Annotated in this window: 22 protein-coding genes and 5 tRNA genes; 15 read left to right on the top strand and 12 right to left on the bottom strand. The window is 61.9% G+C overall.

Annotation, left to right across the window (positions count from 1 at the left end; translation table 11 throughout):
* Positions 1–3 precede the first annotated feature (3 nt).
* Positions 4–840: a hypothetical protein gene (locus PC358_RS11190; RefSeq protein ID WP_033699559.1), complete on the bottom strand. Its 837-nt coding sequence runs from the start codon at positions 838–840 to the stop codon at positions 4–6.
* A 424-nt stretch (positions 841–1264) separates the two neighbouring features.
* Between PC358_RS11190 and alaS the strand changes: the two genes are divergently transcribed.
* The 8 genes from alaS to mgtE all read left to right on the top strand — a co-directional run bounded on the left by alaS (position 1265) and on the right by mgtE (position 8050).
* A complete protein-coding gene (gene alaS / locus PC358_RS11185; protein ID WP_033699558.1) occupies positions 1265–3889 on the top strand; it encodes an alanine--tRNA ligase in 2625 nt (874 codons plus the stop codon).
* Positions 3890–3972: 83 nt separating this feature from the next.
* On the top strand, positions 3973–5208 hold the full coding sequence (locus PC358_RS11180) for an aspartate kinase (protein WP_033699557.1): 1236 nt from the start codon (positions 3973–3975) through the stop codon (positions 5206–5208).
* Between the two features lie 163 nt (positions 5209–5371).
* Positions 5372–5560 carry a carbon storage regulator CsrA gene (gene csrA / locus PC358_RS11175; RefSeq protein ID WP_003254503.1) on the top strand — a complete coding sequence of 63 codons (189 nt, stop codon included), beginning with the start codon at positions 5372–5374 and terminating at the stop codon, positions 5558–5560.
* Between the two features lie 72 nt (positions 5561–5632).
* Positions 5633–5723, top strand: a tRNA-Ser gene (locus PC358_RS11170).
* 107 nt (positions 5724–5830) lie between these two features.
* Positions 5831–5907 (top strand) — tRNA-Arg (locus PC358_RS11165).
* Between the two features lie 72 nt (positions 5908–5979).
* Positions 5980–6056 (top strand) — tRNA-Arg (locus PC358_RS11160).
* Between the two features lie 73 nt (positions 6057–6129).
* Positions 6130–6206: transfer RNA gene (locus PC358_RS11155), tRNA-Arg, on the top strand.
* A 401-nt stretch (positions 6207–6607) separates the two neighbouring features.
* Positions 6608–8050, top strand: a complete 1443-nt coding sequence (mgtE, locus tag PC358_RS11145; RefSeq protein ID WP_033699555.1) for a magnesium transporter — start codon at positions 6608–6610, stop codon at positions 8048–8050.
* 96 nt (positions 8051–8146) lie between these two features.
* Here the strand turns inward: mgtE and PC358_RS11140 are convergent, their stop codons facing one another.
* On the bottom strand, positions 8147–8473 hold the full coding sequence (locus tag PC358_RS11140) for an Arc family DNA-binding protein (protein WP_033699552.1): 327 nt from the start codon (positions 8471–8473) through the stop codon (positions 8147–8149).
* Positions 8474–8545: 72 nt separating this feature from the next.
* On the opposite strand from PC358_RS11140, the gene PC358_RS27110 reads away from it, so the two are divergent.
* The 3 genes from PC358_RS27110 (at position 8546) to PC358_RS11130 (ending at position 9615) form a co-directional block, all read left to right on the top strand.
* Positions 8546–8809 (top strand): hypothetical protein, encoded by a 264-nt coding sequence (locus tag PC358_RS27110; RefSeq protein WP_077068496.1) that lies wholly within the window; start codon positions 8546–8548, stop codon positions 8807–8809.
* Positions 8810–8821: 12 nt separating this feature from the next.
* Positions 8822–9451, top strand: coding sequence for a phosphonate metabolism protein/1,5-bisphosphokinase (PRPP-forming) PhnN (phnN, locus tag PC358_RS11135; RefSeq protein ID WP_033699550.1), 630 nt, complete (start codon positions 8822–8824; stop codon positions 9449–9451).
* Positions 9452–9538: 87 nt separating this feature from the next.
* Positions 9539–9615: transfer RNA gene (locus PC358_RS11130), tRNA-Arg, on the top strand.
* A 24-nt stretch (positions 9616–9639) separates the two neighbouring features.
* On the opposite strand, the gene PC358_RS11125 is transcribed toward PC358_RS11130, so the two are convergent.
* The 5 genes from PC358_RS11125 to PC358_RS11105 form a co-directional block, all read right to left on the bottom strand.
* Positions 9640–9966: an AzlD domain-containing protein gene (locus PC358_RS11125; RefSeq protein ID WP_033699548.1), complete on the bottom strand. Its 327-nt coding sequence runs from the start codon at positions 9964–9966 to the stop codon at positions 9640–9642.
* Positions 9963–10706, bottom strand: coding sequence for an AzlC family ABC transporter permease (locus tag PC358_RS11120; RefSeq protein ID WP_033699547.1), 744 nt, complete (start codon positions 10704–10706; stop codon positions 9963–9965). The genes PC358_RS11125 and PC358_RS11120 overlap by 4 nt, the downstream gene beginning before the upstream one ends.
* Before the next feature lie 128 nt (positions 10707–10834).
* Entirely contained in the window at positions 10835–11779 is a 945-nt protein-coding gene (locus PC358_RS11115) for a dihydrodipicolinate synthase family protein (protein WP_420847908.1), read from the bottom strand.
* A gap of 37 nt (positions 11780–11816) precedes the next feature.
* Positions 11817–13190, bottom strand: coding sequence for a fosfomycin efflux MFS transporter AbaF (abaF, locus tag PC358_RS11110; protein ID WP_033699544.1), 1374 nt, complete (start codon positions 13188–13190; stop codon positions 11817–11819).
* Between the two features lie 185 nt (positions 13191–13375).
* Complete coding sequence (locus PC358_RS11105) at positions 13376–13996, bottom strand: GntR family transcriptional regulator (RefSeq protein ID WP_152604616.1); 621 nt, start codon at positions 13994–13996, stop codon at positions 13376–13378.
* A 280-nt stretch (positions 13997–14276) separates the two neighbouring features.
* Between PC358_RS11105 and PC358_RS11100 the strand changes: the two genes are divergently transcribed.
* Positions 14277–15311, top strand: coding sequence for a sensor domain-containing diguanylate cyclase (locus tag PC358_RS11100; protein ID WP_050506089.1), 1035 nt, complete (start codon positions 14277–14279; stop codon positions 15309–15311).
* Positions 15312–15383: 72 nt separating this feature from the next.
* On the opposite strand, the gene lpdA is transcribed toward PC358_RS11100, so the two are convergent.
* The 4 genes from lpdA to PC358_RS11080 are packed head-to-tail and all read right to left on the bottom strand — an operon-like array spanning position 15384 to position 20345.
* Entirely contained in the window at positions 15384–16763 is a 1380-nt protein-coding gene (gene lpdA / locus PC358_RS11095) for a dihydrolipoyl dehydrogenase (RefSeq protein WP_033699542.1), read from the bottom strand.
* A 2-nt stretch (positions 16764–16765) separates the two neighbouring features.
* A complete protein-coding gene (locus PC358_RS11090; RefSeq protein WP_033699540.1) occupies positions 16766–18052 on the bottom strand; it encodes a dihydrolipoamide acetyltransferase family protein in 1287 nt (428 codons plus the stop codon).
* Positions 18053–19111, bottom strand: coding sequence for an alpha-ketoacid dehydrogenase subunit beta (locus tag PC358_RS11085; RefSeq protein ID WP_033699538.1), 1059 nt, complete (start codon positions 19109–19111; stop codon positions 18053–18055).
* 1 nt (position 19112) lies between these two features.
* Positions 19113–20345: a 3-methyl-2-oxobutanoate dehydrogenase (2-methylpropanoyl-transferring) subunit alpha gene (locus tag PC358_RS11080; protein ID WP_033699536.1), complete on the bottom strand. Its 1233-nt coding sequence runs from the start codon at positions 20343–20345 to the stop codon at positions 19113–19115.
* Positions 20346–20542: 197 nt separating this feature from the next.
* On the opposite strand from PC358_RS11080, the gene bkdR reads away from it, so the two are divergent.
* The 3 genes from bkdR (at position 20543) to PC358_RS11065 (ending at position 24029) form a co-directional block, all read left to right on the top strand.
* On the top strand, positions 20543–21028 hold the full coding sequence (gene bkdR, locus PC358_RS11075) for a Bkd operon transcriptional regulator BkdR (protein WP_027593063.1): 486 nt from the start codon (positions 20543–20545) through the stop codon (positions 21026–21028).
* 291 nt (positions 21029–21319) lie between these two features.
* Positions 21320–22561: a glutamine synthetase family protein gene (locus PC358_RS11070; protein ID WP_077068544.1), complete on the top strand. Its 1242-nt coding sequence runs from the start codon at positions 21320–21322 to the stop codon at positions 22559–22561.
* Positions 22562–22688: 127 nt separating this feature from the next.
* Entirely contained in the window at positions 22689–24029 is a 1341-nt protein-coding gene (locus tag PC358_RS11065; protein WP_033699534.1) for an MFS transporter, read from the top strand.
* Positions 24030–24101: 72 nt separating this feature from the next.
* On the opposite strand, the gene PC358_RS11060 is transcribed toward PC358_RS11065, so the two are convergent.
* Positions 24102–24680, bottom strand: coding sequence for a hypothetical protein (locus tag PC358_RS11060; protein WP_033699533.1), 579 nt, complete (start codon positions 24678–24680; stop codon positions 24102–24104).
* Positions 24681–24840: the final 160 nt, after the last annotated feature.

The following is a 24840-nucleotide window of genomic DNA, read 5'->3' as shown; positions in this document are numbered from 1 at the left end:
CGGTCAGTCGGCTGACGTTGGGGCAGGGGCCCGCATGTCTGGTGCCAGTGCGTCATAGGCCTGCTGCAGGATTCTCGCCAACGTGGTCAGTCCGTCGAGGCCGCTAGCGTCATAGGGGTCGTAAAGCATAGCGGTGTAGCTGCCCGGCAGCAGATGTGAATACTTGGCAGGGATCACGCGTTGCAGGTCAAAGCCCGGGCCCTGTTGCGGCGGCCCGGCATGGCGCTGCATGAGCACGATATCAGGCACGCTGGCGTACTGTTGGCGCGCTGTATCCAGAAGCCGCTTGAGTTCGGGGTAGCCCGGCAGAAGGGCCAGCTGTTCGAAGACGCGTGCCAGGAACTGTGGGGTGCCGTAGAGGTACAGGTTTTCGATGGCGGTGATTTCAAAATGCCTGTCCGGGTCGGCGCTGGCGTCAATGCGCAGCGGGCACGTGACGCCAGCGCCAATCGTTTCTGGCAGCGCTGTGCCCATGAACAGCAAATGAAGCCGCTGCTCAGGTGAGGCCTGCTGAATGATGAAAGACTCGCCTTCGACTTCCAGGGTGATATCGCTACCCTGGCTCAATTTCACATTGGCGGTACTCAACCAGACCAGAATCTCGTCCAGGTTACCGACGCTTTCCTCGTCATCGATGGCCTCGATGACCCTGCGCTGAAAATGTACCAAGGGCGCCTTGTAGAGATCGAACAGTTCGTAATTGAAATACACCCGAGAGACGCCGAGCCCTGAAGGCGACGGGTTGTCATAGCCGATTGCTTCATCCATTTCGCCGAAACCGGCGCCTTTGCTTCTGTCATTACCGTCCACGCGCTGCGCAGTTACTGCATGGGTAGTCATGTGCATGTGCTCTGGGAAAATGGCTGGCCAGACTAGGTATGAACGCAGGACACAGGGCGCTACACAAATAGCGCTGAGACATTCTTCAGTGTGCTATGCAGGGTGCCGCTTGCGGGTCGGCGCGGCCAACCCGCCGCCAGTGAGAGAGTCGGTTTGGATCCGATTTCAGATGAAAACCTTTTAATTCACCGTCTATTCCATTTTCCCTTCCCTTCGGCCGTAATGGGCTTGCCAGTGGCGAAAGGCTGCAATTAGCATCCGGTCATGTCATTTTCGTTTGCAACCGCCTGAAAACCGTCTAATCGACGTTTTCCATCGCATAAACACACTGCACCGAGCTTGCAGGACCGATATAATGCGGCCCTTTGCCGTCGTTTCGTCGACGCGTTTGCCCACCAGGGCCGCCGTTTCCGTGGAAGAACCTATGAAAAGCGCAGAAATCCGTGAAGCCTTCCTTCGCTTCTTCGAGGAGCAGGGGCATACCCGAGTCGCCTCCAGCTCCCTGATTCCGGGCAATGACCCGACCCTGCTGTTTACCAACGCCGGCATGAACCAGTTCAAGGACTGCTTCCTCGGCCAGGAAAAACGCGCCTACACCCGCGCGGTCAGCAGCCAGAAGTGCGTACGCGCCGGCGGCAAGCACAACGACCTGGAAAACGTCGGCTACACCGCGCGTCACCATACGTTCTTCGAGATGCTGGGCAACTTCAGCTTCGGCGACTATTTCAAGCGTGACGCGATCACCTACGCCTGGACCTTCCTGACCTCGGACAAGTGGCTTAACCTGCCCAAGGAAAAGCTCTGGGTTACCGTGTACGCCACCGATGACGAAGCCTACGACATCTGGACCAAGGAAATCGGCGTGCCGGCCGAGCGCATGGTGCGCATCGGTGACAACAAAGGCGCCCCCTACGCGTCCGACAACTTCTGGACCATGGGTGATACCGGCCCATGCGGCCCCTGCACCGAGATCTTCTACGACCACGGCGCCGACATCTGGGGCGGCCCACCCGGCTCCCCGGAAGAAGACGGCGACCGTTACATCGAGATCTGGAACAACGTCTTCATGCAGTTCAACCGCACCGCCGATGGCGTCTTGCACCCGCTGCCAGCCCCGTCGGTAGACACCGGCATGGGCCTGGAACGGGTCAGTGCGGTACTGCAACATGTTCACTCGAATTACGAGATCGACCTCTTTCAGAACCTGCTGAGCGCGGCGGCCAAGGCCATCGGTTGCAGCAATTACAGCCAGGCGTCGCTGAAAGTGGTCGCCGACCATATCCGTTCTTGCGGCTTCCTGATTGCCGATGGCGTGCTGCCGTCCAACGAAGGCCGTGGCTACGTGCTGCGCCGCATCATCCGCCGCGCTTGCCGCCACGGTAACAAGCTGGGTGCCAAGGGCAGCTTCTTCTACCAGATCGTTGCCGCGCTGGTGGCCGAAATGGGTGAAGCCTTCCCTGAACTGAAAAGCCAGCAGGCGCATATCGAACGCGTGCTCAAGGCTGAAGAAGAGCAGTTCGCCAAGACTCTGGAGCAAGGCCTGCGTATCCTCGAACAGGACCTGGCGCAACTGCAGGGTGACGTAGTCCCGGGTGACGTGGTGTTCAAGCTGTATGACACCTACGGTTTCCCCATGGACCTGACCGCCGACATCGCCCGTGAACGCGAGCTGACCATCGACGAAGCCGGTTTCGAGCGCGAAATGGACGCCCAGCGTGAGCGTGCCCGCTCTGCCAGTGCCTTCGGCATGGACTACAACAGCCTGGTCAAGGTCGACACCGCCACTGACTTCGTGGGCTATACCACCACCGAAGGCCAGGCCAAGGTCATCGCCCTGTACAAGGACGGCCAGGCCGTCGAGCAACTGGGCGAGGGCGAACAGGGGGTAGTGGTCCTCGATCGCACGCCGTTCTACGCCGAGTCCGGTGGCCAGGTCGGTGACTGCGGTTACCTGCAGGCTGGCGCCGTGCGCTTCGACGTGCGCGACACCACCAAGACCGGCGGTGCCTTCCTGCACCACGGTGTGGTGGCCAGCGGAGCGCTGAGCGTGGGTGCCGAGGTCGAGGCCAAGGTCGATGCCGAAGTGCAGCACGCCACTTCGCTGAACCACTCGGCCACCCACCTGCTGCACGAAGCGCTGCGCCAGGTGCTGGGCGACCACGTACAGCAGAAGGGCTCGCTGGTCGACAGCCAGCGCCTGCGTTTCGACTTCAGCCACTTCGAGGCGGTCAAGCCAGAGCAGATCAAGGCGCTGGAAGAGATCGTCAACCGTGAAGTGCGCCGCAACACCGAGGTGCTGACCGAGGTGACCGACATCGAAACCGCCAAGCGCAAAGGCGCCATGGCCCTGTTCGGCGAGAAGTACGGCGACACCGTGCGTGTGCTGAGCATGGGTGGCGATTTCTCGGTGGAGCTGTGCGGTGGTATACACGCCAAGCGCACGGGTGATATCAGCCTGTTCAAGATCATCAGCGAAGGCGGCGTGGCCTCTGGCGTACGTCGTATCGAAGCGGTTACCGGCGCGGCTGCACTGGCCTACCTGAACGCTGCCGAAGAGCAGGTCAAGGAAGCCGCGCAACTGGTCAAGGGTAATCGTGACAACCTGATCGACAAGCTGTCGGCTGTGCTCGAGCGCAACCGTCAGCTGGAGAAGCAGCTGGAACAGCTGCAGGCCAAAGCCGCCAGCGCCGCCGGGGATGATCTCTCCAACGCGGCCGTTGAGGTCAAAGGTGCCAAGGTACTTGCCGCTCGCCTGGATGGGCAGGATGGCAAGGCCCTGCTGGCCCTGGTCGATCAGCTGAAGAACAAGCTCGGCCACGCAGTGATCCTGCTGGGCAGCGAGCATGAGGGCAAGGTCGTGCTGGTGGCCGGCGTGACCAAAGACCTCTCCAGCCAACTCAAGGCTGGCGATCTGATGAAACAAGCCGCAGCAAAAGTGGGTGGCAAGGGCGGTGGCCGTCCGGACATGGCCCAGGGTGGTGGCGTCGACGTCGCTGCGCTGGACCAGGCCCTGGCGCTGGCCGTGCCGTTCGCAGAGCAGGGACTTTGAGATGAGGGGGCCGGCGGGTAGTCGCCGGCCCCTTCATGTTGGATTGTTTTTTGGGGCCCTGTATGGGCTGAGGCACCATTGAAATGGCGTTGATCGTACAGAAATTTGGCGGCACCTCTGTCGGTTCCATCGAGCGGATCGAGCAGGTAGCCGAAAAGGTCAAGAAACACCGTGAGGCAGGCGACGACCTGGTGGTTGTGCTGTCGGCCATGAGCGGTGAAACCAATCGCCTGATCGATCTGGCCAAGCAGATCACCGATCAGCCGGTTCCACGTGAGCTGGACGTGATCGTGTCGACCGGTGAGCAGGTCACCATTGCCCTGCTGACCATGGCCTTGATCAAGCGTGGTGTGCCAGCGGTGTCCTACACCGGCAATCAGGTACGCATTCTGACCGATAGCTCGCACAACAAGGCGCGCATCCTGCAGATCGACGACCAGAAGATTCGTAACGACCTCAAGGAAGGGCGCGTGGTCGTGGTTGCAGGCTTCCAGGGCGTCGACGAGCACGGCAGCATCACCACCCTCGGCCGTGGTGGCTCCGACACCACCGGCGTGGCCCTGGCGGCGGCGCTCAAGGCCGATGAGTGCCAGATCTACACCGACGTCGATGGCGTCTACACCACTGACCCGCGCGTTGTGCCGCAGGCGCAGCGCCTGGAGAAGATCACCTTCGAAGAGATGCTGGAAATGGCCAGCCTCGGCTCCAAGGTGCTGCAGATCCGTTCGGTGGAGTTCGCCGGCAAGTACAACGTCCCGCTGCGCGTGCTGCACAGCTTCAAGGAGGGTCCAGGTACCCTCATTACCATTGATGAAGAGGAATCCATGGAACAGCCGATCATTTCCGGTATCGCCTTCAACCGTGATGAAGCCAAGCTGACCATTCGCGGCGTGCCGGACACCCCGGGCGTGGCCTTCAAGATCCTCGGCCCGATCAGCGCCTCGAACATCGAAGTCGACATGATCGTGCAGAACGTTGCGCACGATAACACCACCGACTTCACCTTCACCGTACACCGCAACGAGTACGAGAAGGCGCAAAGCGTGCTGGAAAACACCGCCCGCGAAATCGGTGCCCGTGAAGTGATCGGCGACATCAAGATCGCCAAGGTCTCGATCGTTGGCGTTGGCATGCGCTCACACGCCGGCGTTGCCAGCCGCATGTTCGAAGCCCTGGCCAAGGAGAGCATCAACATCCAGATGATCTCCACCTCCGAGATCAAGGTGTCGGTAGTGATCGAAGAGAAGTACCTGGAGCTGGCCGTACGCGCGCTGCACACCGCGTTCGAGCTCGACGCTCCTGCCCGACAGGGCGAGTAAGGCGCTGCCTGGAAGGGCGCGGCTTGCCGCGCCCTTCGCGTTTCTGCTCGCCAGGCAGGCGCTTGCCCTGCGTGGCGAACAACCAGGGCCTGGGTCGTCGTCCACGGCCAGGCCCTGATACCCAAGACTGTTACCCCTGAAAGTTATGCGTAAGGAGAAAGCTATGTTGATTCTGACTCGTCGGTGCGCCGAGAGCCTGATCATTGGAGACGGCGAGATCACCGTGACGGTGCTTGGCGTCAAAGGCAACCAGGTGCGTATTGGCGTCAGCGCCCCTAAAGAAGTGGCTGTTCACCGCGAGGAAATCTACCTGCGGATCAAGAAGGAGAAGGATGAAGAGCCAAGCCTTTAATTTTTTTGAAGTTTTTTTCAAAAAAAGGGTTGCAAAGGTGAAAGAGGTTCTTTAATATTCGCCTCGTGTTGCGGTGAGGTGGCCGAGTGGCCGAAGGCGCTCCCCTGCTAAGGGAGTATACCTCATAAGGGTATCGGGGGTTCGAATCCCCCCTTCACCGCCATTATTCGCTTAGGGCGCTGTAATCGGTAAGAACGCTAAGTCGTTGAAATCAAACGAAAAAAGTTCTTGCCAAAATGATTCAGCGGCCTATAATGCGCGGCAAGACACGGACTCATAGCTCAGCTGGATAGAGTACTCGGCTACGAACCGAGCGGTCGCAGGTTCGAATCCTGCTGAGTCCGCCACTTTTGAAGTGGCTTTGCTTACAAGGCTACTTCAAACAACCAGTGGTAATCTGGTCTAAAACTACCTATTGCGGACTCATAGCTCAGCTGGATAGAGTACTCGGCTACGAACCGAGCGGTCGCAGGTTCGAATCCTGCTGAGTCCGCCACTTTTTGAAGTGGCTCTGCTTGCAAAGCTACTTCAGACAACCAGTGGTAATCTGGTCTAAAACTACCCATTGCGGACTCATAGCTCAGCTGGATAGAGTACTCGGCTACGAACCGAGCGGTCGCAGGTTCGAATCCTGCTGAGTCCGCCACACACAAACAAGAAGCCCGCTTATTCAAGCGGGCTTTTTGTTTTTCTGTTTCGCTGAATTGTCGGCGATGTCCAACTAAGCTTTTCTGTAATCGCTGGGGTGCCGCCAGAAGCTGGCGCGCCGCCTGCCAAGAAAACAAATGTGCTTCCTGATCCAGTACAGCCGTCGCACTGATAGCTTCGAGCGTTGTCCTAGCTTTATCTCGCAAACGATTGTTCTGGCCAAAAATTTAAGCGATCTGCCCGCCGAGGCAGTGTATGATTGCGCCCGTCAGCCCCGCCGGGGCTTGTGGAATACCACCATGGACTTACCCAGTAGTTACTCCTTAACAAGTTTCATACAGAAAGATCTGACCGATTGATTCCCCCGGCGTGCTCCGCTGCTGGGAGTGGAGCTCGCCTATGACTGAAGTAGAAGTAAAGAAAGCGCAAGAGAGCCTGCAGGATCGCCTGGCCCAGGTGGTCGAACTGCTGCAGCGTCAGCGTGTGGTCGAAGACCTCACCCACCGCCAGGAGGGTGCTCACCACGACCTGGTGGAAAACCTGGTCCACCGCCAGAACCTGGTCGAGCTGCAACGCAAGCTCGATGACCTGCACCCCGCCGACGTCGCCTACATCCTCGAAGCATTGCCCCTGGAAGACCGCCTGACGGTCTGGCAGCTGGTGCGCTCGGACCGCGACGGCGACATCCTGCTTGAAGTTTCCGATTCGGTTCGTCAGTCGCTGATCGCCGACATGGACGATCACGAACTGCTCGCCGCTGCCAAGGAAATGGACGCCGACGAACTCGCCGACCTGGCGCCAGAGCTGCCGCGCGACGTCGTTCACGAGTTGATGGAAACCCTCGATGCCCAGCAACGCGAGCGTGTGCGCTCGGCGTTGAGCTACGACGAGGAGCAGGTGGGTGCGCTGATGGACTTCGAGATGGTCACCATCCGCGAAGACGTCAGCCTCGAAGTCGTGTTGCGTTACCTGCGCCGCCTGAAAGAGTTGCCGAACCACACCGACAAACTCTTCGTGGTCGACTATGACGGCATCCTCAAGGGCGTGCTGCCTATCAAGCGCCTACTGGTCAATGACCCGGACAAGAAGGTGGCGGAGGTCATGGCGACCGACCCTGTGTCCTTCCATCCCGATGAAGATGCCTACGACGCTGCTCAAGCCTTCGAGCGTTACGACCTCGTATCCGCCCCGGTGGTGGACAAGAGCGATCGCTTGATCGGCCGTCTGACCATCGACGAAATGGTCGACCTGATCCGTGAGGAGAGCGAGAGCGAAGTGCTGAACATGGCAGGTCTGCGCGAAGAAGAAGACATCTTCGCTTCGGTCTGGCGTTCGCTGCGCAACCGCTGGGCGTGGCTGGCCATCAACCTGATCACGGCGTTCCTGGCCTCGCGCGTGATCGGCCTGTTCGAGGGGTCGATCGAGAAGCTGGTGGCGCTGGCTGCGCTGATGCCGATCGTGGCAGGTATTGGGGGTAACTCGGGTAATCAGACCATCACCATGATCGTGCGCGCCATGGCGCTGGACCAGGTGTCGCCAGGCAATACCAGTCGGTTGATGCGCAAGGAACTGGCGGTGTCGCTGCTCAACGGCCTGATCTGGGGCGGTGTGATTGGTGTGGTGGCGTTCTGGCTGTATGACAGCTGGTCGCTGGGCCTGGTGATGACCGCGGCGATGACGCTAAACCTGTTGTTGGCCGCGCTGATGGGCGTGTTGATCCCGATGACGCTGACGCGTCTGGGGCGCGATCCGGCGATGGGGTCGAGTGTGATGATCACTGCGGTTACCGACAGTGGCGGGTTCTTCATCTTCCTCGGGCTGGCGACGCTGTTCCTGCTCTGAACCCTGGCGTGTGGGGGCGGGTGAACCCGGCTCCCACAGGCAGAACCAAAAAAGCCAGCTTACGCTGGCTTTTTTGTACTCGATTGCAAGCTGACGTCAGGAAGCGTCTGCGGCCATTTCCACATCGTGAGCGATGAGGGCGACCAGAGCGTTCTGCTGTCGGTGCGACAGTTGGCGGAAGCGCTGCAGCAGCTCGCGCTCATGCAGGGACAGTTCAGGGCTGTCCAGGCGCATGCTCAGCTCGTCACCCAACGCACCTTCCTGGATAAGGCTCTGTTCCAGGCGCGCGATGATTTCGGAGTTCATGCTGCGGTGATGGTTGCGCGCTACCTCGGCAATGCGCTCACGCATCCCGTCTGGCAGGCGGACGACAAACTTGTCAGCAGTGCGGCTCGAATAAATAGCCTGTTTCAATGGGCGCATATAAATTGACCGGATTTTCTGGTTCAGGGGACGCGGTTGTCAAATTGGCCGCACGGGGGTGGAAGTACGACCGTGACGACGACAAAATGTTCAACCGACATGGAAAATTGGATGCTCATCTTGCCTCATGCTCGCCGTTTCCTTGGCGTCAATTCTGTGACAAATAGTGAGCTGGATAAAGGCTTTATGCCAGTACCAATTATCAGAAATGAGCACTGGTTTGAAAAGTTTTACCTGCCCCAACTTGCCCTGCCGTCATTCTTCTGCCGTCAAAAACTGGTAAAACGCAGCAAAAGGCCAAGAAAACACCTAGAATGCGCGGGTTTCCTTCCTTAGAGCATAGTGGCTATGCAACATGACGCAAGCGCTCGTCGATCAGCGACAGGCCGGCTGATATTTCTCATAGGACCCTCGGGTTCCGGGAAAGATTCCCTGATCGATGCCGCGCGCGAACAACTTGTTGCAGCCGGGGTGCAAATCGCCCGTCGCGTCATCACCCGTTCGGCCGAAGCCAAGGGTGAAGCTGCCCATGGCGTCACTGCCGAGCAGTTCGAAGCGCTGTGTGCCCAAGGTGCTTTCGCCATGCACTGGCGCGCCAATGGCCTGGGTTACGGCATCCCGCTACAGGTCGATCAATGGCTGCAGGCGGGCAGGCCGGTACTGGTCAACGGTTCCCGGGCCTACCTGAGCGAAGCGCGGCGGCGCTACCCAGACCTTCTGCCGGTGCTCATCGACGTGAAACCGCAGGTGCTGCGCGAGCGCTTGCTTGCCAGAGGCCGGGAGACCGCGCAAGAGATCGAGCAGCGCCTGGCACGTAACAGCGGGCTGCAGGCGGTCGCCGATCCGTCAGTGCATGTGTTGGACAACTCCACCACGCTCGAAGCGGCGGTGACCAGGTTGTTCAAACTGCTGCACGATGAAGGCGTGATTGCCGGGCCAGACGCGCCCGGCACCGGCCCGCAGAAAAGGATTACGTGAAAAAGGCCTGTTGCAGCATGACAAACGCCAGCATGCTGGTTAACATGCTGGCCGTCCAACCGTGCAGTGCTCACTGCCGGTGTTTGCGTCTCAGTAGCTCAATTGGATAGAGCATCCCCCTCCTAAGGGGAAGGTTGCAGGTTCAATTCCTGCCTGGGACGCCATTTCTTCACACCCTCCGCCAAAGCCTACAGCCCCCAGTGCTTCAACGCCCACAGCGCGCCCATGCCCACGCCCAGCGTCAGCAGCGTGCTGCGCGTGCGCCAGGCAACCAGGCCCGCGAGTATCGCGGCCGGTATCTGCGGGTTCAGCCAGTCGAAGTCGGCCTGCCGGTCAGGCAGCACCACGGCCGGCAGCACCAGTGCGGCCAGCACGCTGGCCGGCACATACGCCAGGGCGCGGCGAAACAGCGGCGGTATGCGCAGCACGGCGTAGAACTCGATGAACGACAAGCGCACCGCGAAGGTGCCCAGGCCGATCAGCAGGAAGGTCATCCACGGGGTCATTTCGCTCATGATGCTTCCTGTTCGCGGTTTTCATCAGCCACAGGCTGCACGGTTCTGCCTTTTTGCAGGCGCTCGAGGAGCAGGCCGGCGATGATCCCGCCCAGTGCACCCGCCAACAGGCCCAGGTTATAGGGCAGGTCTACCGCCAGCACGGCGAGTACACCACCGGTCAATGCCGCGCCAATGGTCGCCGGGCTGCGCAGGCTGGGGATCAGCAGCGCCAGGAACGACAAGGGGATGGCAAAGCCCAGGGACCAGTCTTCCGGGATGCCCGCGCCCAGGTATATGCCGGCCAGCACCGAGAGGTTCCAGCCGAACCACATGGTAATGGCCGTGCCGGCGTAGTAGTGGAAGGCGAAACGGCCCAGTTCCCCCGAGGCCATTTTCAACGAACACAAGGCAAAGGACTGGTCCGAAAGCAGGTAGGCCATCGGCCACTTGTGCCGCCGTGGCATATGGCCAAGGTGCGGGGCCAGGCTGGCGCTGTACATCAGGAAGCGGAGGTTGATCACCAGCGCCGTGACCACCATGGTTACCGGCAGGGCGCTGTTCTGCATCAACTGCATCACCACCATTTGCGCCGAGCCTGAATAGAACAGCAAGGTCATGCCGATGGCATCGGCGGGCGACAGGCCCATGCCGATGGCCGTGACCCCGGTGATCAAGCCGAACGGCACGACCCCGGAGGTCAACGGCAGGACGCTGTGGGCGCCCTGTCTGAACGCTTGGGTCGCGCTGGGGTACGGCATTTGAAGTCCTTGGCGGTGTCCGGGAGGGCGAGGGTTGCTGCCAAGGTAATGCCCGTGAAAGCTGGCCGCAAGGGTAGATCTTGCACACTGCCCCCCTGCCCAGGGGAAGGGGGCATGGCTGCGCGTTGTCAGTCCACGTTGTTGGCCGCCGACCAGTCGGCGTACCAAGCGCGGAACAGCGCGTACTGCTGTTCGGCATAGCGGCGCTGGGCGTCGGTCAATGCATCGGTTTCGTTGAAGTGCAGGGCGTATTCCGGGTTGCCGTTGAGCACCATCAGGTGCTTGTAGTACAGCACCAGGTCGCAGCCTTCATCGAAGGACGACAGCACGGCCAGGGCCGCTTCCAGTTCCCCGGCAAGGCGCCGCGCTTTGGCATCGCCCTGGGCTGCACGTTTGGCCAGCGCCACCAGGTGCAGCACCTCGCGCGGCAGCGCATTGCCAATGCCGGTGATGGCGCCGGTGGCATTGCAGTTGACGAACCCGTGCACCACCTGGGTATCGACGCCCACCATCAAGGTGACGTCATCATCTTTGGCGGTGATGAACTCTGCGGCATAACGCATATCCGCAGCGCCGCCGAACTCCTTGAAGCCGATCAGGTTGGGGTGCTCGCGGCGCAGTTCGAAAAACAGGTCGGCGCGGGTCGCGAACCCGTAGTACGGGCTGTTGTAGATCACCGCCGGCAGCTGCGGGGCGGCATCGAGGATGGCCTTGAAGTGGGCCTTCTGGGCCACTGCCGACGCACCACGGGACAGCACACGGGGGATCACCATCAACCCCTGGGCGCCAACCTTAGCAGCATGGGCGGCATGGGCCACGGCTTCGCGGGAGTTGACCGCACCGGTGCCGACGATGGTCGGGATGCCGGCCGCTACCAGGCGTGCCACCCCCTCCTGGCGCTCTGCCTCGGTGAGCAGCGGCCAGTCGCCCATGGAGCCGCAATACACCACGGCGCTCATGCCGGCTTCGATCAGTTCGCGGCCTTTGCGCACCAGGGCGTCATAATCGGGCTTGCGCTCGGGGGTGCACGGGGTCATCAGTGCGGGGATGGTGCCGGTGAAGATGTTGCTCATGGTCATTACCTCGAGGGTTATCGTTCTTGTTGGTCTGTCAGCGGTCGGCGGTGCGTGCCAGGGATTCTTCATCCACCGCCCGCAGCGACTTGCCACGTGTTTCCCTGGCACCGGCGACGGCAATGATCGAGATCACGGCGGAGGCCACCAGGTACCAGGCGATCGGCGTTGAGCTGTTGTATTCCTTCAGCAGGGTCACGGCGATCAGCGGCGCCAGCGAACCGGCCAGGATCGGCGCCACCTGGTAGCACAGCGACAGGGCGGTGTAGCGCACATGGGTCGGGAACAGTTCGGCCATCAGGGCGGAGTAGGGCGCGTAGGTCATCGACTCGATGGCCAGGCCCAGGGTGATGGCCGCCATAATCAGCCAGTCGTTGCCGGTGTCCATCATCGGGAAGCCGACGAAGCCCCAGAACGCGGTGAGCACGGCGCCGATCAGGTACACAGGCTTACGGCCGATGATGTCCGAGAGGTAGCCCATGAGCGGGATCATGAAGAAGTGCAGCAGGTGAGCGCCAAACATCAGCAGCAGGATCTCTGACGTGTCCTTGTGCACCACCAGCTTCAGGTAGGTGATGGAGAAGGTGACGACGATGTAGTAGAGGATGTTCTCCGCAAACCGGGCACCGATGCCGATCAGCACTTCGCGCCAGTATTTGGTGACCACCTCGACCACGCCCAGTTGCTGGCTTTCCACCCGCTGCTGGCGGGCCTGGGCTTCTTTGAAGATGGGCGCATCATCGACCCGGGTGCGGATCCAGTAGCCAATCAGCACCACCACGGCCGAGAACCAGAAGGCGACGCGCCAGCCCCAGTCGAGAAATTGCGCTTCGGACAGGTTGGTCGAGAGCAGCAGAAGGATGACCGTGGCAATCAGGTTGCCTGCCGGCACGCCCGCTTGCGGCCAGCTGGCCCAGAAGCCGCGACGGTTGTCCGGGCTGTGTTCGGACACCAGCAGCACGGCCCCACCCCATTCGCCGCCAAAGGCAAAGCCTTGGATCAATCTCAATACCACCAGCAGGATGGGGGCGGCATAGCCGATGCGTTCGAAGGTGGGCAGGCAGCCCATGAGGAAGGTGGTCACCCCGACCACGATCAGGCTGATCTGCAGCAAGTGTTTGCGCCCGACCTTGTCACCGTAGTGGCCAAATACCAGGCCGCCGATGGGGCGGGCGAGAAAGCCCACGGCATAGAGGGCGAATGCCGCGATGATGCCGTCCATCGCGCTGCCGGTCTGGCGGAAGAACAGTTGGCCGAAGACCAGCGCGGACGCGGTGCCATACAGGAAGAATTCGTACCACTCGGCAACGGCGCCCGCCATGGCGGCTGCCACCACGCGTTTGATGCCCGCAGGCGCCTTTTCTGCTGTGTTCGCGGCACTCACTGATGCCGCAGTTGTGGGTGTGGTCATCGTTTTGCACTCCGATACGTATTATTGGAAGAAGGAGTAGGCAGTTCGGCATCGTTGGGTGCCGTCCATTCCTTATATTGTATTTCGTATACGATATCTAGATAAGCAAAAACGAAGCCAAGGACAGGCGGTCGCGGGCGGGCGGCGCTCGCTATACGCCACCCTAAAAATCAAGGCAGGGCTGCTCAGTTATGGGGCAGATGATCGTAAAGGCTTTGGCACACCCCATTGATGTGCGTCTCGATCAGCCGGGCAGCCAGCTCCACGTCCCGTGCGCGGCAGGCGGCGACAATGTCGCGATGCTCGTGATCCGCGCGGTCCTTGCCGGCCGACAAGCTCATCTGCATGCGCAGATAGCGTTCGACCTTGTCATGGATGGAGCGAATCAGGCCGATCAGGTAGGGGCGTTTTGCGGGCTCGTACAAACACGCATGCAGCGCCCAGTTGAGGTCGGCCCAGCGGCCGATATCGTCCTCGCCGATGAACTCCGCGCAGATGGCTTCGGCACGGGCAAAGTGCGCTTCGGTCATGTTGGGGATCGCCAGGCGAATCGCCTTCACCTCCAGCAGCACTCTGACCTCGAACATCTGCGCCAGCTCAGGCTCGGAAATGCGCGTAACCAGGGCACCACGGTTGCGATGAAAGTCCACCAGGCCTTCCGCTTCAAGGCGTTTCAACGCCTCGCGCACCGGAATCTTGCTGACATTGAAGGCCTGCGCCACCTCGTCCTGGCGCACCGGTTCGCCTTCGGCGAGCTGCCCCGAGATGATCGCCTCGCGCAGGTGCTTGGCGATGATTTCGGACATCGAAGGTGTGGCACCCAGGTTGGTAGCTTTGAACGACGGCAGCGGCACGGGATTTTCCAGCAATCAGGCTTTGTGGATATCTTATACGAAACGCAATGCCAGCCAAACCAGCCGCCGCCGCGAGGCCCATCGAGAAATAGCCCCTTGGTACTATTCCGGTTGCACCCTGGCGGGCATATGCTTGCCCGTCAGCGGCATTGCCTTGCCGCCTGCGGCCCCTATCAAAACTGTCGGCAGCTCTTGACCGGGGCGCAGTTGCTGGACATCAGGGAGAGCGTCCATGAGTCAAAACACCAGGCCGGCACCCGCCGGCTTCAGTGAGCAGCAGCTGCATACCTTGTTCGAATTGATCAGCGACGGCATCTGGGACTGGAATGCCAACACTGGCTACGTCTATCGCAACCCGGGTTGGTACGCCATGCTCGGCTACGCCAGCCATTCCATGGCCAACTCGGTGCTGACCTGGGAAAGCGTGATCCACCCGGAGGACTATCCGCGGGTAATGGCGCACTTCGAGGCCTACATCACCCAACGCAACGAGCGCTACCTGATCGAGTACCGATGTCGTTGCCAGGATGGCAGTTATCTGTGGGTCGAAGACAGCGGCTACATCATCGCCCGCAACAGCGACGGCTCGGTGGCGCGCATGCTTGGCGCCCACCGCAACATCGATGCCGGCAAGCGGCGGGTAGCGCAGCTTGAGCAACAGAACCTGTCGCTGGAAAGCCTGGTGGCCGAACGCACCCGTGAGTTGTCCTGGGTCAACCAGCAGTTGCAGCGCCAGCTGGATGAAAACCGCGAACTAGCCGAGCGCGATGCGTTGACCCGGATCGCCAATCGCTATCGGCTGGACAAGGTGCTGCAGCAGGAATGCGAGCGGAGCCAACGCTTCCGCCAGCCGTTGTCGCTGATTGCCATGGACGTGGACGACTTCAAACCGATCAATGACCGCTATGGCCATGCCCGTGGCGATGCGGCGCTGGTCCAGGTGGTCGACAACCTGCGTACCTGCCTGCGCGAATATGACCTGCTGGCGCGTTGGGGCGGCGATGAGTTCGTCATTGTGCTGCCGCAGACGCTGCTGGACGAGGCGCTTGAAGTGGCTGCAAGGTTGCGCCAGGTGATGGAGAAGGTGGCGCCGGTCGGCGAGTGTCGCCTGACCATGAGCTATGGGGTGGTGCAGTGGCAGGAAGGTGATGCGCCGGATGACCTGCTGGCCCGTGCCGACAAGGCCCTGTACCGGGCCAAGGGGGCGGGCAAGAACGCGATAGCGTATGACCTGACTGCGCTTGCAGAACAACACGGATCTTGCTGATTTAGCGGGTGCCTGAGGGGAGCGGTTTTACCCGCACCCCCAGGGACTCAATCGGCCTGAGCCCTTTCAGCGTCAGATATGCAGGGCGTGGCCCAGCGCACGCAATGCCGCTTCCTGGACCGCTTCACCCAACGTCGGGTGGGCGTGGATGGTGCCCGCGATATCTTCCAGGCATGCGCCCATTTCCACTGACTGGGCAAAGGCCGTGGACAATTCCGAAACGGCCACGCCCACCGCCTGCCAACCCAGGATCAGGTGATTGTCGCGGCGCGCTACCACGCGCACGAAGCCGGCTTTGGACTCAAGGCTCATGGCCCGGCCGTTGGCGGCGAACGGGAACTGCGCGACGATGCAGTCAAGGCCCTGCTGGCTGGCCTGCTCAGGCGTCTTGCCGACCACCACGATCTCCGGGTCGGTAAAGCACACCGCAGCGATTGCGCTGGGTTCGAAGCGCCGTGCCTTGCCAGCGATGATCTCGGCGACCATCTCGCCCTGGGCCATGGCCCGGTGCGCGAGCATCGGTTCACCGGCCACGTCGCCGATGGCCCAGACATTGTGCATGCTGGTCTGGCAGCGCTCGTCAATGGCGATGGCGGCGCCGTTCATCTTCAGCGCCAGGGATTCAAGGTTGAAACCCTGGGTGCGGGGGCGGCGGCCCACGGCCACCAGTACCCGGTCCGCTTCCAGGCGCAGTTGCTCGCCCTGGCCGTCACGGGCCAGCAGGCAGCCGTTATCGTAACCCTCGACGCTATGGCCCAGGTGCACGGCGATGCCCAACTTCTTCAGCGCCTCGGCCACCGGGGCAGTCAGTTCGCTGTCGTAGGTTGGCAGGATGCGCTCGCGTGCTTCCACCACGCTCACCTGTGCGCCCAGCTTGCGGTAGGCGATACCCAGCTCCAGGCCGATATAGCCACCGCCTACCACCACCAGGTGCTGCGGCAAGGCCGCCGGTGCCAGTGCCTCGGTCGAGGAAATGATCGCCCCGCCCAGCGGCAGCATCGGCAGTTCGACGCTGTTGGAGCCTGTAGCCAGCAGCAGGTGCTCGCACTGGATGCGCTGGCCATCGACGTCGACATGCTTGCCGTCGAGGATCTTCGCCCAGCCGTGGATCACCTTGACCCCGTGCTTTTTCAGCAAGGCCGCAACCCCACTGGTCAGGCGGTCGACGATACCGTCTTTCCAGGCCACGCTCTGGGTGATGTCCAGGCGCGGCGCGCCGACACTGATGCCCAGTGCCGACGGCGCGGTGTACCGCGAGGTCTGGTGAAACTGCTCGGCGACATGGATCAATGCCTTGGACGGAATGCAGCCGACGTTCAGGCAAGTGCCGCCCAGCGCCTGGCCTTCGACCAGCACGGTGGGGATACCCAGTTGCCCGGCGCGGATGGCGGCCACATAGCCGCCAGGACCGCCGCCGATGATCAGCAGGGTGGTTTCGATAGTCTGTTGCATGCTCACTCCACGAACAGGCAGGCGGGTTGTTCAAGCAGGCCACGCACGGCCTGGATGAACAGCGCGGCATCCATGCCATCGACCACACGGTGGTCGAACGAGCTGGACAGGTTCATCATCTTGCGCACGACGATCTGGCCGTCGATCACCATCGGCCGCTCGACCATGCGGTTGACGCCGACGATCGCCACTTCCGGGGTGTTGACCACCGGCGTACTGACGATGCCGCCCAACGCACCGAGGCTGGTCAGGGTGATGGTCGAGCCGGACAGTTCTTCGCGGCTGGCCTTGTTGCTGCGCGCGGCAGTGGCCAGGCGCGAGATTTCGCTGGCATTGCCCCACAAGTTGCCGGCTTCGGCATGGCGCAGCACCGGCACCATCAGGCCGTTGTCACCCTGGGTGGCGATGCCCACATGCACCGCGCCATGGCGGGTGATGATCTGTGCTTCGTCGTCATAGGTGGCGTTGATCTGCGGAAAGTCGCGCAGGGCCACGACCAGGGCGCGGACCAGGAACGGCAGCAAGGTCAACTTGCCACGGCTGTCGCCGTGCTTCTGGTTGAGCTGCTGGCGCAGGGCTTCCAGGGCGGTGACGTCGATTTCCTCGACATAGCTGAAGTGCGCGACCCGGCGCTTGGCGTCCTGCATGCGCTGGGCGATCTTGCGGCGCAGGCCGATGACTTGCACCTGCTCGCTGTCGGTACGCTTGGCGTAGCCGCTCGGGGCTTGCCCGGCTGCGGTCTGCGGTTTGCTCATGAAACCGTCGAGGTCTTCGTGCAGGATGCGCCCGGCCGGGCCGCTGCCGTGCACGTAGCGCAGTTCGATACCGGCATCCAGCGCACGTTTGCGCACGGCCGGAGAGGCCAGTGGCTTGTCGCCGGCCTGGCGCGGCACGATGGGCGCGGCGGTGTGGGGGGCTGCGCCCTGGCAGGCGGGCGCTGGCACTGCGGCACGCGGTTGCGGCGTGCTCGCGACTGGCGCGACAACTGCCTCGGCCGGCTTGGTGTCGGCCGGCTTGCCCTGCGGCGCGTCGACATGGTTGCCGCTGCCCTCTACTTCGATGCGGATCAGCTCGCTGCCGACCGCCATCACTTCACCCGGCTGGCCACCCAAGGCCAGCACCTTGCCGCTGACCGGCGAAGGGATTTCCACGGTCGCCTTGTCGGTCATGACATCGGCCACTACCTGGTCCTCGGCGATCACATCGCCGACCTTGACGAACCACTCGACCAACTCGACCTGTGCGATGCCTTCGCCAATGTCCGGCATCTTGATGACGTGCGTGCCCATTCAGACCTCCATGACCCGTTTCAATGCCGCACCTACCCGCGAAGGCCCTGGGAAGTAAGCCCATTCCTGTGCGTGGGGGTAGGGGGTGTCCCAGCCGGTGACGCGCTCGATCGGCGCTTCGAGGTGATGGAAGCAGTGTTCCTGAACCAGCGACACCAGCTCGGCACCGAAACCACAGGTACGGGTGGCCTCATGCACCACCACGCAGCGGCCGGTCTTCTTCACCGACGCGACGATGGTTTCCAGGTCCAGCGGCCACAGGCTGCGCAGGTCGATGACTTCGGCGTCGACGCCGGTCTCCTCGGCGGCCACCTGGGCCACGTAGACCGTGGTGCCGTAGGTCAGCACGGTGACATCATTGCCCGGGCGGGTGATCGCCGCCTTGTCCAGTGGCACGGTGTAATAGCCATCCGGCACGGCGCTGTGCGGGTGCTTCGCCCAGGGCGTCACAGGGCGGTCGTGGTGGCCGTCGAACGGGCCGTTGTAGAGGCGCTTGGGCTCGAGGAAGATGACCGGGTCGTCGCATTCGATCGAGGCGATCAGCAGGCCCTTGGCGTCATAGGGGTTGGACGGCATGACCGTGCGCAGTCCGCACACCTGGGTGAACATCGCCTCCGGGCTCTGGCTGTGGGTCTGGCCGCCGTAGATTCCACCCCCGCACGGCATGCGCAGGGTCAGCGGCGAGATGAACTCGCCGGCCGAGCGATACCGCAGGCGGGCCATTTCCGAGACGATCTGGTCGGACGCAGGGTAGAAATAGTCGGCAAACTGGATTTCCACCACCGGGCGCAGGCCGTAGGCACCCATGCCCACAGCGGTGCCGACGATACCGCTTTCGGAGATCGGCGCGTCGAACACGCGCGACTTGCCGTATTTGTTCTGCAGGCCTTCGGTGCAGCGGAACACGCCGCCGAAGTAACCGACGTCCTGGCCATAGACCACGACATTGTCGTCACGCTCAAGCATGATATCCATGGCCGAGCGCAGGGCCTGGATCATGGTCATGGTAGTGGTGGCCATGGCGGTTTCCGGGTTGATGCTGTTGTTATGGTCGTTCATCTCAAACCCCCAGTTCCTGGCGTTGACGGCGCAGGTGTTCGGGCATTTCCTTGTACACGTCCTCGAACATCGAGGCTGCGCTCGGGATGTGGCCGTTGGCCAGGGTGCCGTACTGTTCGGCTTCCTTCTGCGCCGCGATGACCGCAGCTTCGAACTCGGCGGTGACGGCCTGGTGTTCTTCCTCGGACCAGTGGCCGATCTTGATCAGGTGCTGCTTCAGGCGGGCGATCGGGTCGCCCAGCGGGAAGTGGCTCCAGTCATCGGCGGGGCGGTACTTGGACGGGTCGTCGGAGGTCGAGTGCGGGCCGGCACGGTAGGTGACCCACTCGATCAGGCAAGGACCCAGACCACGGCGGGCGCGTTCGGCAGCCCAGCGCGAGGCGGCGTAGACAGCGACGAAGTCGTTGCCGTCGACGCGCAGCGAGGCGATGCCGCACCCTACGCCACGGCCGGCGAAGGTGGTCGATTCACCGCCAGCAATCGCCTGGAAGGTGGAGATCGCCCACTGGTTGTTGACCACGTTGAGGATCACCGGCGCGCGGTACACATGGGCGAAGGTCAGGGCGGTGTGGAAGTCCGACTCGGCAGTGGCGCCGTCGCCGATCCAGGCCGAGGCGATCTTGGTATCGCCCTTGATCGCCGAGGCCATGGCCCAGCCGACCGCCTGCACGAACTGGGTCGCCAGGTTGCCGCTGATGGTGAAGAAACCTGCCTCGCGCACCGAATACATGATCGGCAGTTGGCGGCCCTTGAGCGGGTCACGCTCGTTGGACAGCAGCTGGCAGATCATCTCCACCAGCGACACGTCGCGGGCCATGAGGATGCTCTGCTGGCGGTAGGTGGGGAAGCACATGTCGGTGCGGTTCAGCGCCAGGGCCTGGGCGCTGCCGATGGCTTCCTCGCCCAGGCTCTGCATGTAGAAGGACATCTTTTTCTGGCGCTGGGCAACCACCATGCGGCTGTCGAAGATACGCGTCTTGAGCATGGCGCGCATGCCTTGACGCAGGACCATTGGGTCGATGTCCTCGGCCCACGGGCCAAGTGCGTCGCCATGCTCGTCCAGCACTCTGATCAAGCTGTTGGACAGCTCGGCGGTGTCGGCAGCGTCGACGTCGATCGAAGGTTTACGGGCAGTACCTGCATCGTTCAGACGCAGGTAGGAAAAATCGGTCTGGCAGCCTGGCCGGCCGGTTGGCTCGGGCACATGCAAACGCAGGGGGGCGTACTCGTTCATGCTTTTTACGCTCGCTCGAATGTTGTTTTTGTGAGCTCTGAAGCGGCCGCCGCTGAGTACCGGCTCGTGACTGGCAAGTCAGCGTCCCCTACATCTTAGTGGCACGGCAGAAGAATATTTCTCTCAAGTTGGTTGCCTTTGCCGACGGGCGCAGATAAACATTCCGCATAAACACAAAAAACCGGTGAATTTGTCTCATGCGCAAACTCGATCGTACCGATATCGGCATTCTCAACAGCCTTCAGGAAAACGCCCGCATCACCAATGCAGAGCTGGCGCGTTCGGTTAACCTGTCGCCCACCCCCTGTTTCAACCGGGTCAAGGCCATGGAGGAACTTGGGGTGATCCGCCAGCAGGTGACCTTGTTGTCACCGGAGGCGCTGGGGCTGGATGTGAATGTGTTCATCCATGTGAGCCTGGAAAAACAGGTGGAGCAGTCGCTGCACCGGTTCGAGGAGGAGATCGCCGAGCGCCCCGAGGTGATGGAGTGCTACCTGATGACCGGCGACCCGGACTACCTGCTGCGGGTGCTGTTGCCGAGCATTCAGGCGCTGGAGCGGTTTCTCGATTACCTGACGCGGTTGCCGGGAGTGGCGAACATTCGCTCGAGTTTTGCCTTGAAGCAGGTGCGCTACAAGACCGCCTTGCCGTTGCCGGCCAATGGCATGACCCTGCGCGAATAAAGGGTTGCCAGTGCTGGCCTCTTCGCGGGACAAGCCCGCTCCCACACCGGTGAATCAAAGAGCAACAGGGTACCTGTGGGAGCGGGCTCGCCCCGCGAAGAGGCCGGCACTGGCAACCCAGTAGGTGCTTGATATTTTAAACACCCCCAGCCTATGTTGTTGTCAGCCATAACAACAAGGACACGCGTCATGACCACCGCAGGCCAGAGCACCCTCGCCGAACACCTTCACGGCATCGATGAAATCGAATGCGTCACCCCTGACCTCAACGGTGTGCCGCGCGGCAAAGTGATGACTGCCGAGGGCTTCCTCGAAGGCCGGCGTCTGCAGATGGCCCGTGGCGTGCTGTTGCAATGCATCATGGGCGGCTACCCGCCGGCAAGGTTCTACGGCAGTGATGACGGCGACCTGGCGCTGGTGGCCGAGCCCACGCAAATTCACCGCCTGCCCTGGAGCGAGGATGGCCGCGCCCTGGCCATCTGCGACGCCAACGAACTGGATGGCAGGTCGTCTGCGTTGTCCACTCGCGGCCAGCTCAAGGCGGTGATCGCCCGCTACGCAGCCTTGGGCCTGGCCCCGGTGGTGGCAACCGAACTCGAATTCTTTGTCTTTGCACCCAACACCGACCCCGTGCAGCCCTTTCTGCCGCCCCTGGGCAAGGATGGCCGCCGGGAGCTTGGCCATTCGGCGTTCAGTGTCAGCTCCAACAATGGCTTGCGGCCGTTCTTCAACGAGGTCTACCAGTGCATGGCAGCGCTCGGCCTGCCACGTGACACCTTCATGCACGAGATGGGCATCAGCCAGTTCGAGATCAACCTGTTGCACGGTGACCCGCTGCTGCTGGCCGACCAGACCTTCCTGTTCAAGCACCTGCTCAAGGAAGTAGCGCTCAAGCATGGGCTGACCGTGGTGTGCATGGCCAAGCCCCTGGCCAAGACCCCCGGCAGTTCCATGCACATTCATCAGAGCCTGGTGGAGATCGGCAGCGGGCGTAACGTGTTCAGCGATGAGCAGGGACAGCCGACCGCCACCTTCCTGCACTTCATCGGTGGCCTGCAGGCGTGCATGGCGGACTTCACCGCGTTGTTTGCGCCCAATGTCAATTCCTACCAGCGCCTGTGCCACCCGTACGCCTCGCCCAACAACGCCTGCTGGTCCGAGGATAACCGCGCGGCGGGCTTGCGCATACCGGCCAGCGCGCCCGTGGCCCGGCGCGTGGAAAACCGCTTGCCCGGCGCCGATGCCAATCCGTACCTGGCGATTGCCGCAAGCCTGGCTGCCGGGTTGCACGGCATCGAGCAACGCTTGCAGCCGGCGCCGGCCATCCAGGGTGAGTTCGAGGTGCCAGAGCACCTGAGCCTGCCGTGCACCCTGCACGCAGCACTGCAGCGCCTCAAGCGCAGCGCGCTGGCGCGGGAACTGTTCGGCAACGAGTTCATCGAAGGCTATGTTGCCAGCAAGACGCTGGAGCTGACCGACTTCTTCGACGAGATCACGCCGTGGGAGCGTCGGGTGCTGGCAGCACAGGCCTGATCGCGACACAACCGCTACTGGACGCGTCCCCTGCACGCTATTTCGCAGGCAAGGGACTGCGCTGCAACACAATTGCTTTTATGCTTGCCAGGCCAACGCCACCTGACCAAGGAGCCCGACGGGACGTATGCGAAACATCTGGAAGCCGTTTCAGTCGCTGTATTTCGCTGCCTTGATGATGCTTATCGGCTCAGGCCTGCTCAGTACCTACCTGGCACTGCGCCTGGCGGCCGACCATGTCGACAGCTTGTGGGTCGGTGCGTTGATGGCGGCCAACTACTTCGGCTTGGCCGTGGGCGGCAAGGTCGGCCACCGGCTGATCGGCCGGGTAGGGCACATTCGCGCGTATGCCACCTGCGCCGGTATCGTCTGCGCGGCGGTGCTCGGCCATGGCATGACCAATTGGTTGCCGGCCTGGGTCGGGCTGCGGATGGTGGTCGGCCTGGGGATGATGTGCCAGTACATGGTCATCGAAAGCTGGCTCAACGAACAGGCCGATGCCAAGCACCGCGGTGCGGTATTCAGTGGCTACATGATCGCCTCTTACCTGGGGTTGGTGCTCGGCCAGCTGATTCTGGTGGTGCACCCCGAGCTCGGCCCTGAACTGCTGATGCTGGTCGCCATGTGCTTCGCCCTGTGCCTGGTGCCGGTGGCGATGACCCGGCGCATTCACCCGGCGCCTTTGCGCCCGGCCCCGATGGAGCCGAAGTTCTTCATCAAGCGGGTGCCGCAGTCGTTGAGCACGGTGCTCGGTTCGGGCCTGATCGTCGGTTCGTTCTACGGCTTGGCGCCGCTGTACGCTTCCAATCAGGGGCTGTCCACCGAGCAGATCGGTCTGTTCATGGGTAGCTGCATCTTTGCCGGGCTGCTGGTGCAGTGGCCGTTGGGCTGGCTGTCCGACCGCTACGACCGCGCGTTACTGATCCGCAGTGCTGCCGTGGGCCTGGCGGTGGCCTCTGCGCCGCTGGCCCTCTTGCCCAGCGTGCCGCTGGAGTTGCTGTTCGGTATCGGCTTTGTCATTTCATTATTGCAGTTCTGCCTGTACCCCTTGGCAGTTGCGTTCTCCAATGACCACGTGGAGAGCGAGCGGCGGGTCTCGCTGACCGCCATGCTGCTGGTCACTTATGGTGTGGGCGCTTGTATCGGCCCTCTGGCGGCGGGCGTATTGATGAAAGTGCTGGGCGCGCAGATGCTGTATGCGTTCTTCACGTTCTTCGCGCTGGTGCTGGTGTGGCGCATTCGGCCGAAAGCGGTCACCGGGCTGCACCAGGTGCAGGACGCGCCGCTGGGCCACGTGGCAATGCCGGCGGCCGGTTCGCCGTTGTCGGCAGCGCTCGACCCACGGGTCGATGAGCAGACGGTGCAGGATGTGATGCAGGCGCCGGTGGCGGCGGAGGATACGGAAGCGGACCAAGGCTCGGTAGAGCGCGAAGCCAAGGCGCAACCTGAAGTCGACAAGTCTGTGTGAGGTCAGGCCGCCCAGCGTTGAAGGCCGAATGAGCCGTATCCGTCGCTGGGCGTCGCGGTGACTCACCGCCGATCACAACACCTTGATGGCGTGCAGGTGGAATTTCAGTATCGTTCCGTCCTTGGTGCCTGCGTGCAAGAACCAGTGACGGAGTGTCTCGAATCGGTCTTTGTAGACCGACAGAACCTGCGAGACCCGATGGCCGTCTTTGTCACGTAAGTAAAACTCGACGTCTTCGGCGCCCGTCAGGTTGCCGTCCCATTTGTCGAGTAATTCAATCTTCCATTGATCCTGGAAGAAGGGGGCCTTGTTCAGGAGCACCGAAGGATTGAGTCCGCTGGTGAGCTCATGTGTCAGCCCGTACCCATACATACCCAGCCAGCCGTTGCTGTTTTGCTCAAGCCTTGCGTTATTGAACTTGGCGTCTGCGGTGCTGTTGATTCGATAAATGAGGCGGTTCGCCGTTTCTTCGATGAAGGTGAATTTGAATGTGAGCGGTTTGAAACTGACTGAATCACCTCGTTCGTCATCGGTACACAACCAGCCGTCCTGGTTTGCAGCAAAAGGCGGATAGGCCCAATAAGGTGTATCAACCACCCCGATCCGGCCAAACTGGCTATGCAATTCTGCGGTAAATGTGGAACGAATCATGCGCTGTCTGCTCCTCTGACCCGCCCAGCCGGGCGGTACAAAACCACATTAAGCAGCCGACAAAACAGCGGTAAGCGGGAAACCTTGCTGGTCAGCAAACCCGGTTGCCCGCATGCAAGGTCGGTAATGGCGCCAACAAAAACGCCACCCGTTTGGGTGG

Source organism: Pseudomonas capeferrum (assembly GCF_000731675.1).
GTDB classification, from domain to species: Bacteria; Pseudomonadota; Gammaproteobacteria; order Pseudomonadales; family Pseudomonadaceae; genus Aquipseudomonas; species Aquipseudomonas capeferrum.
This window is presented reverse-complemented; position numbering and strand designations above follow the sequence as displayed.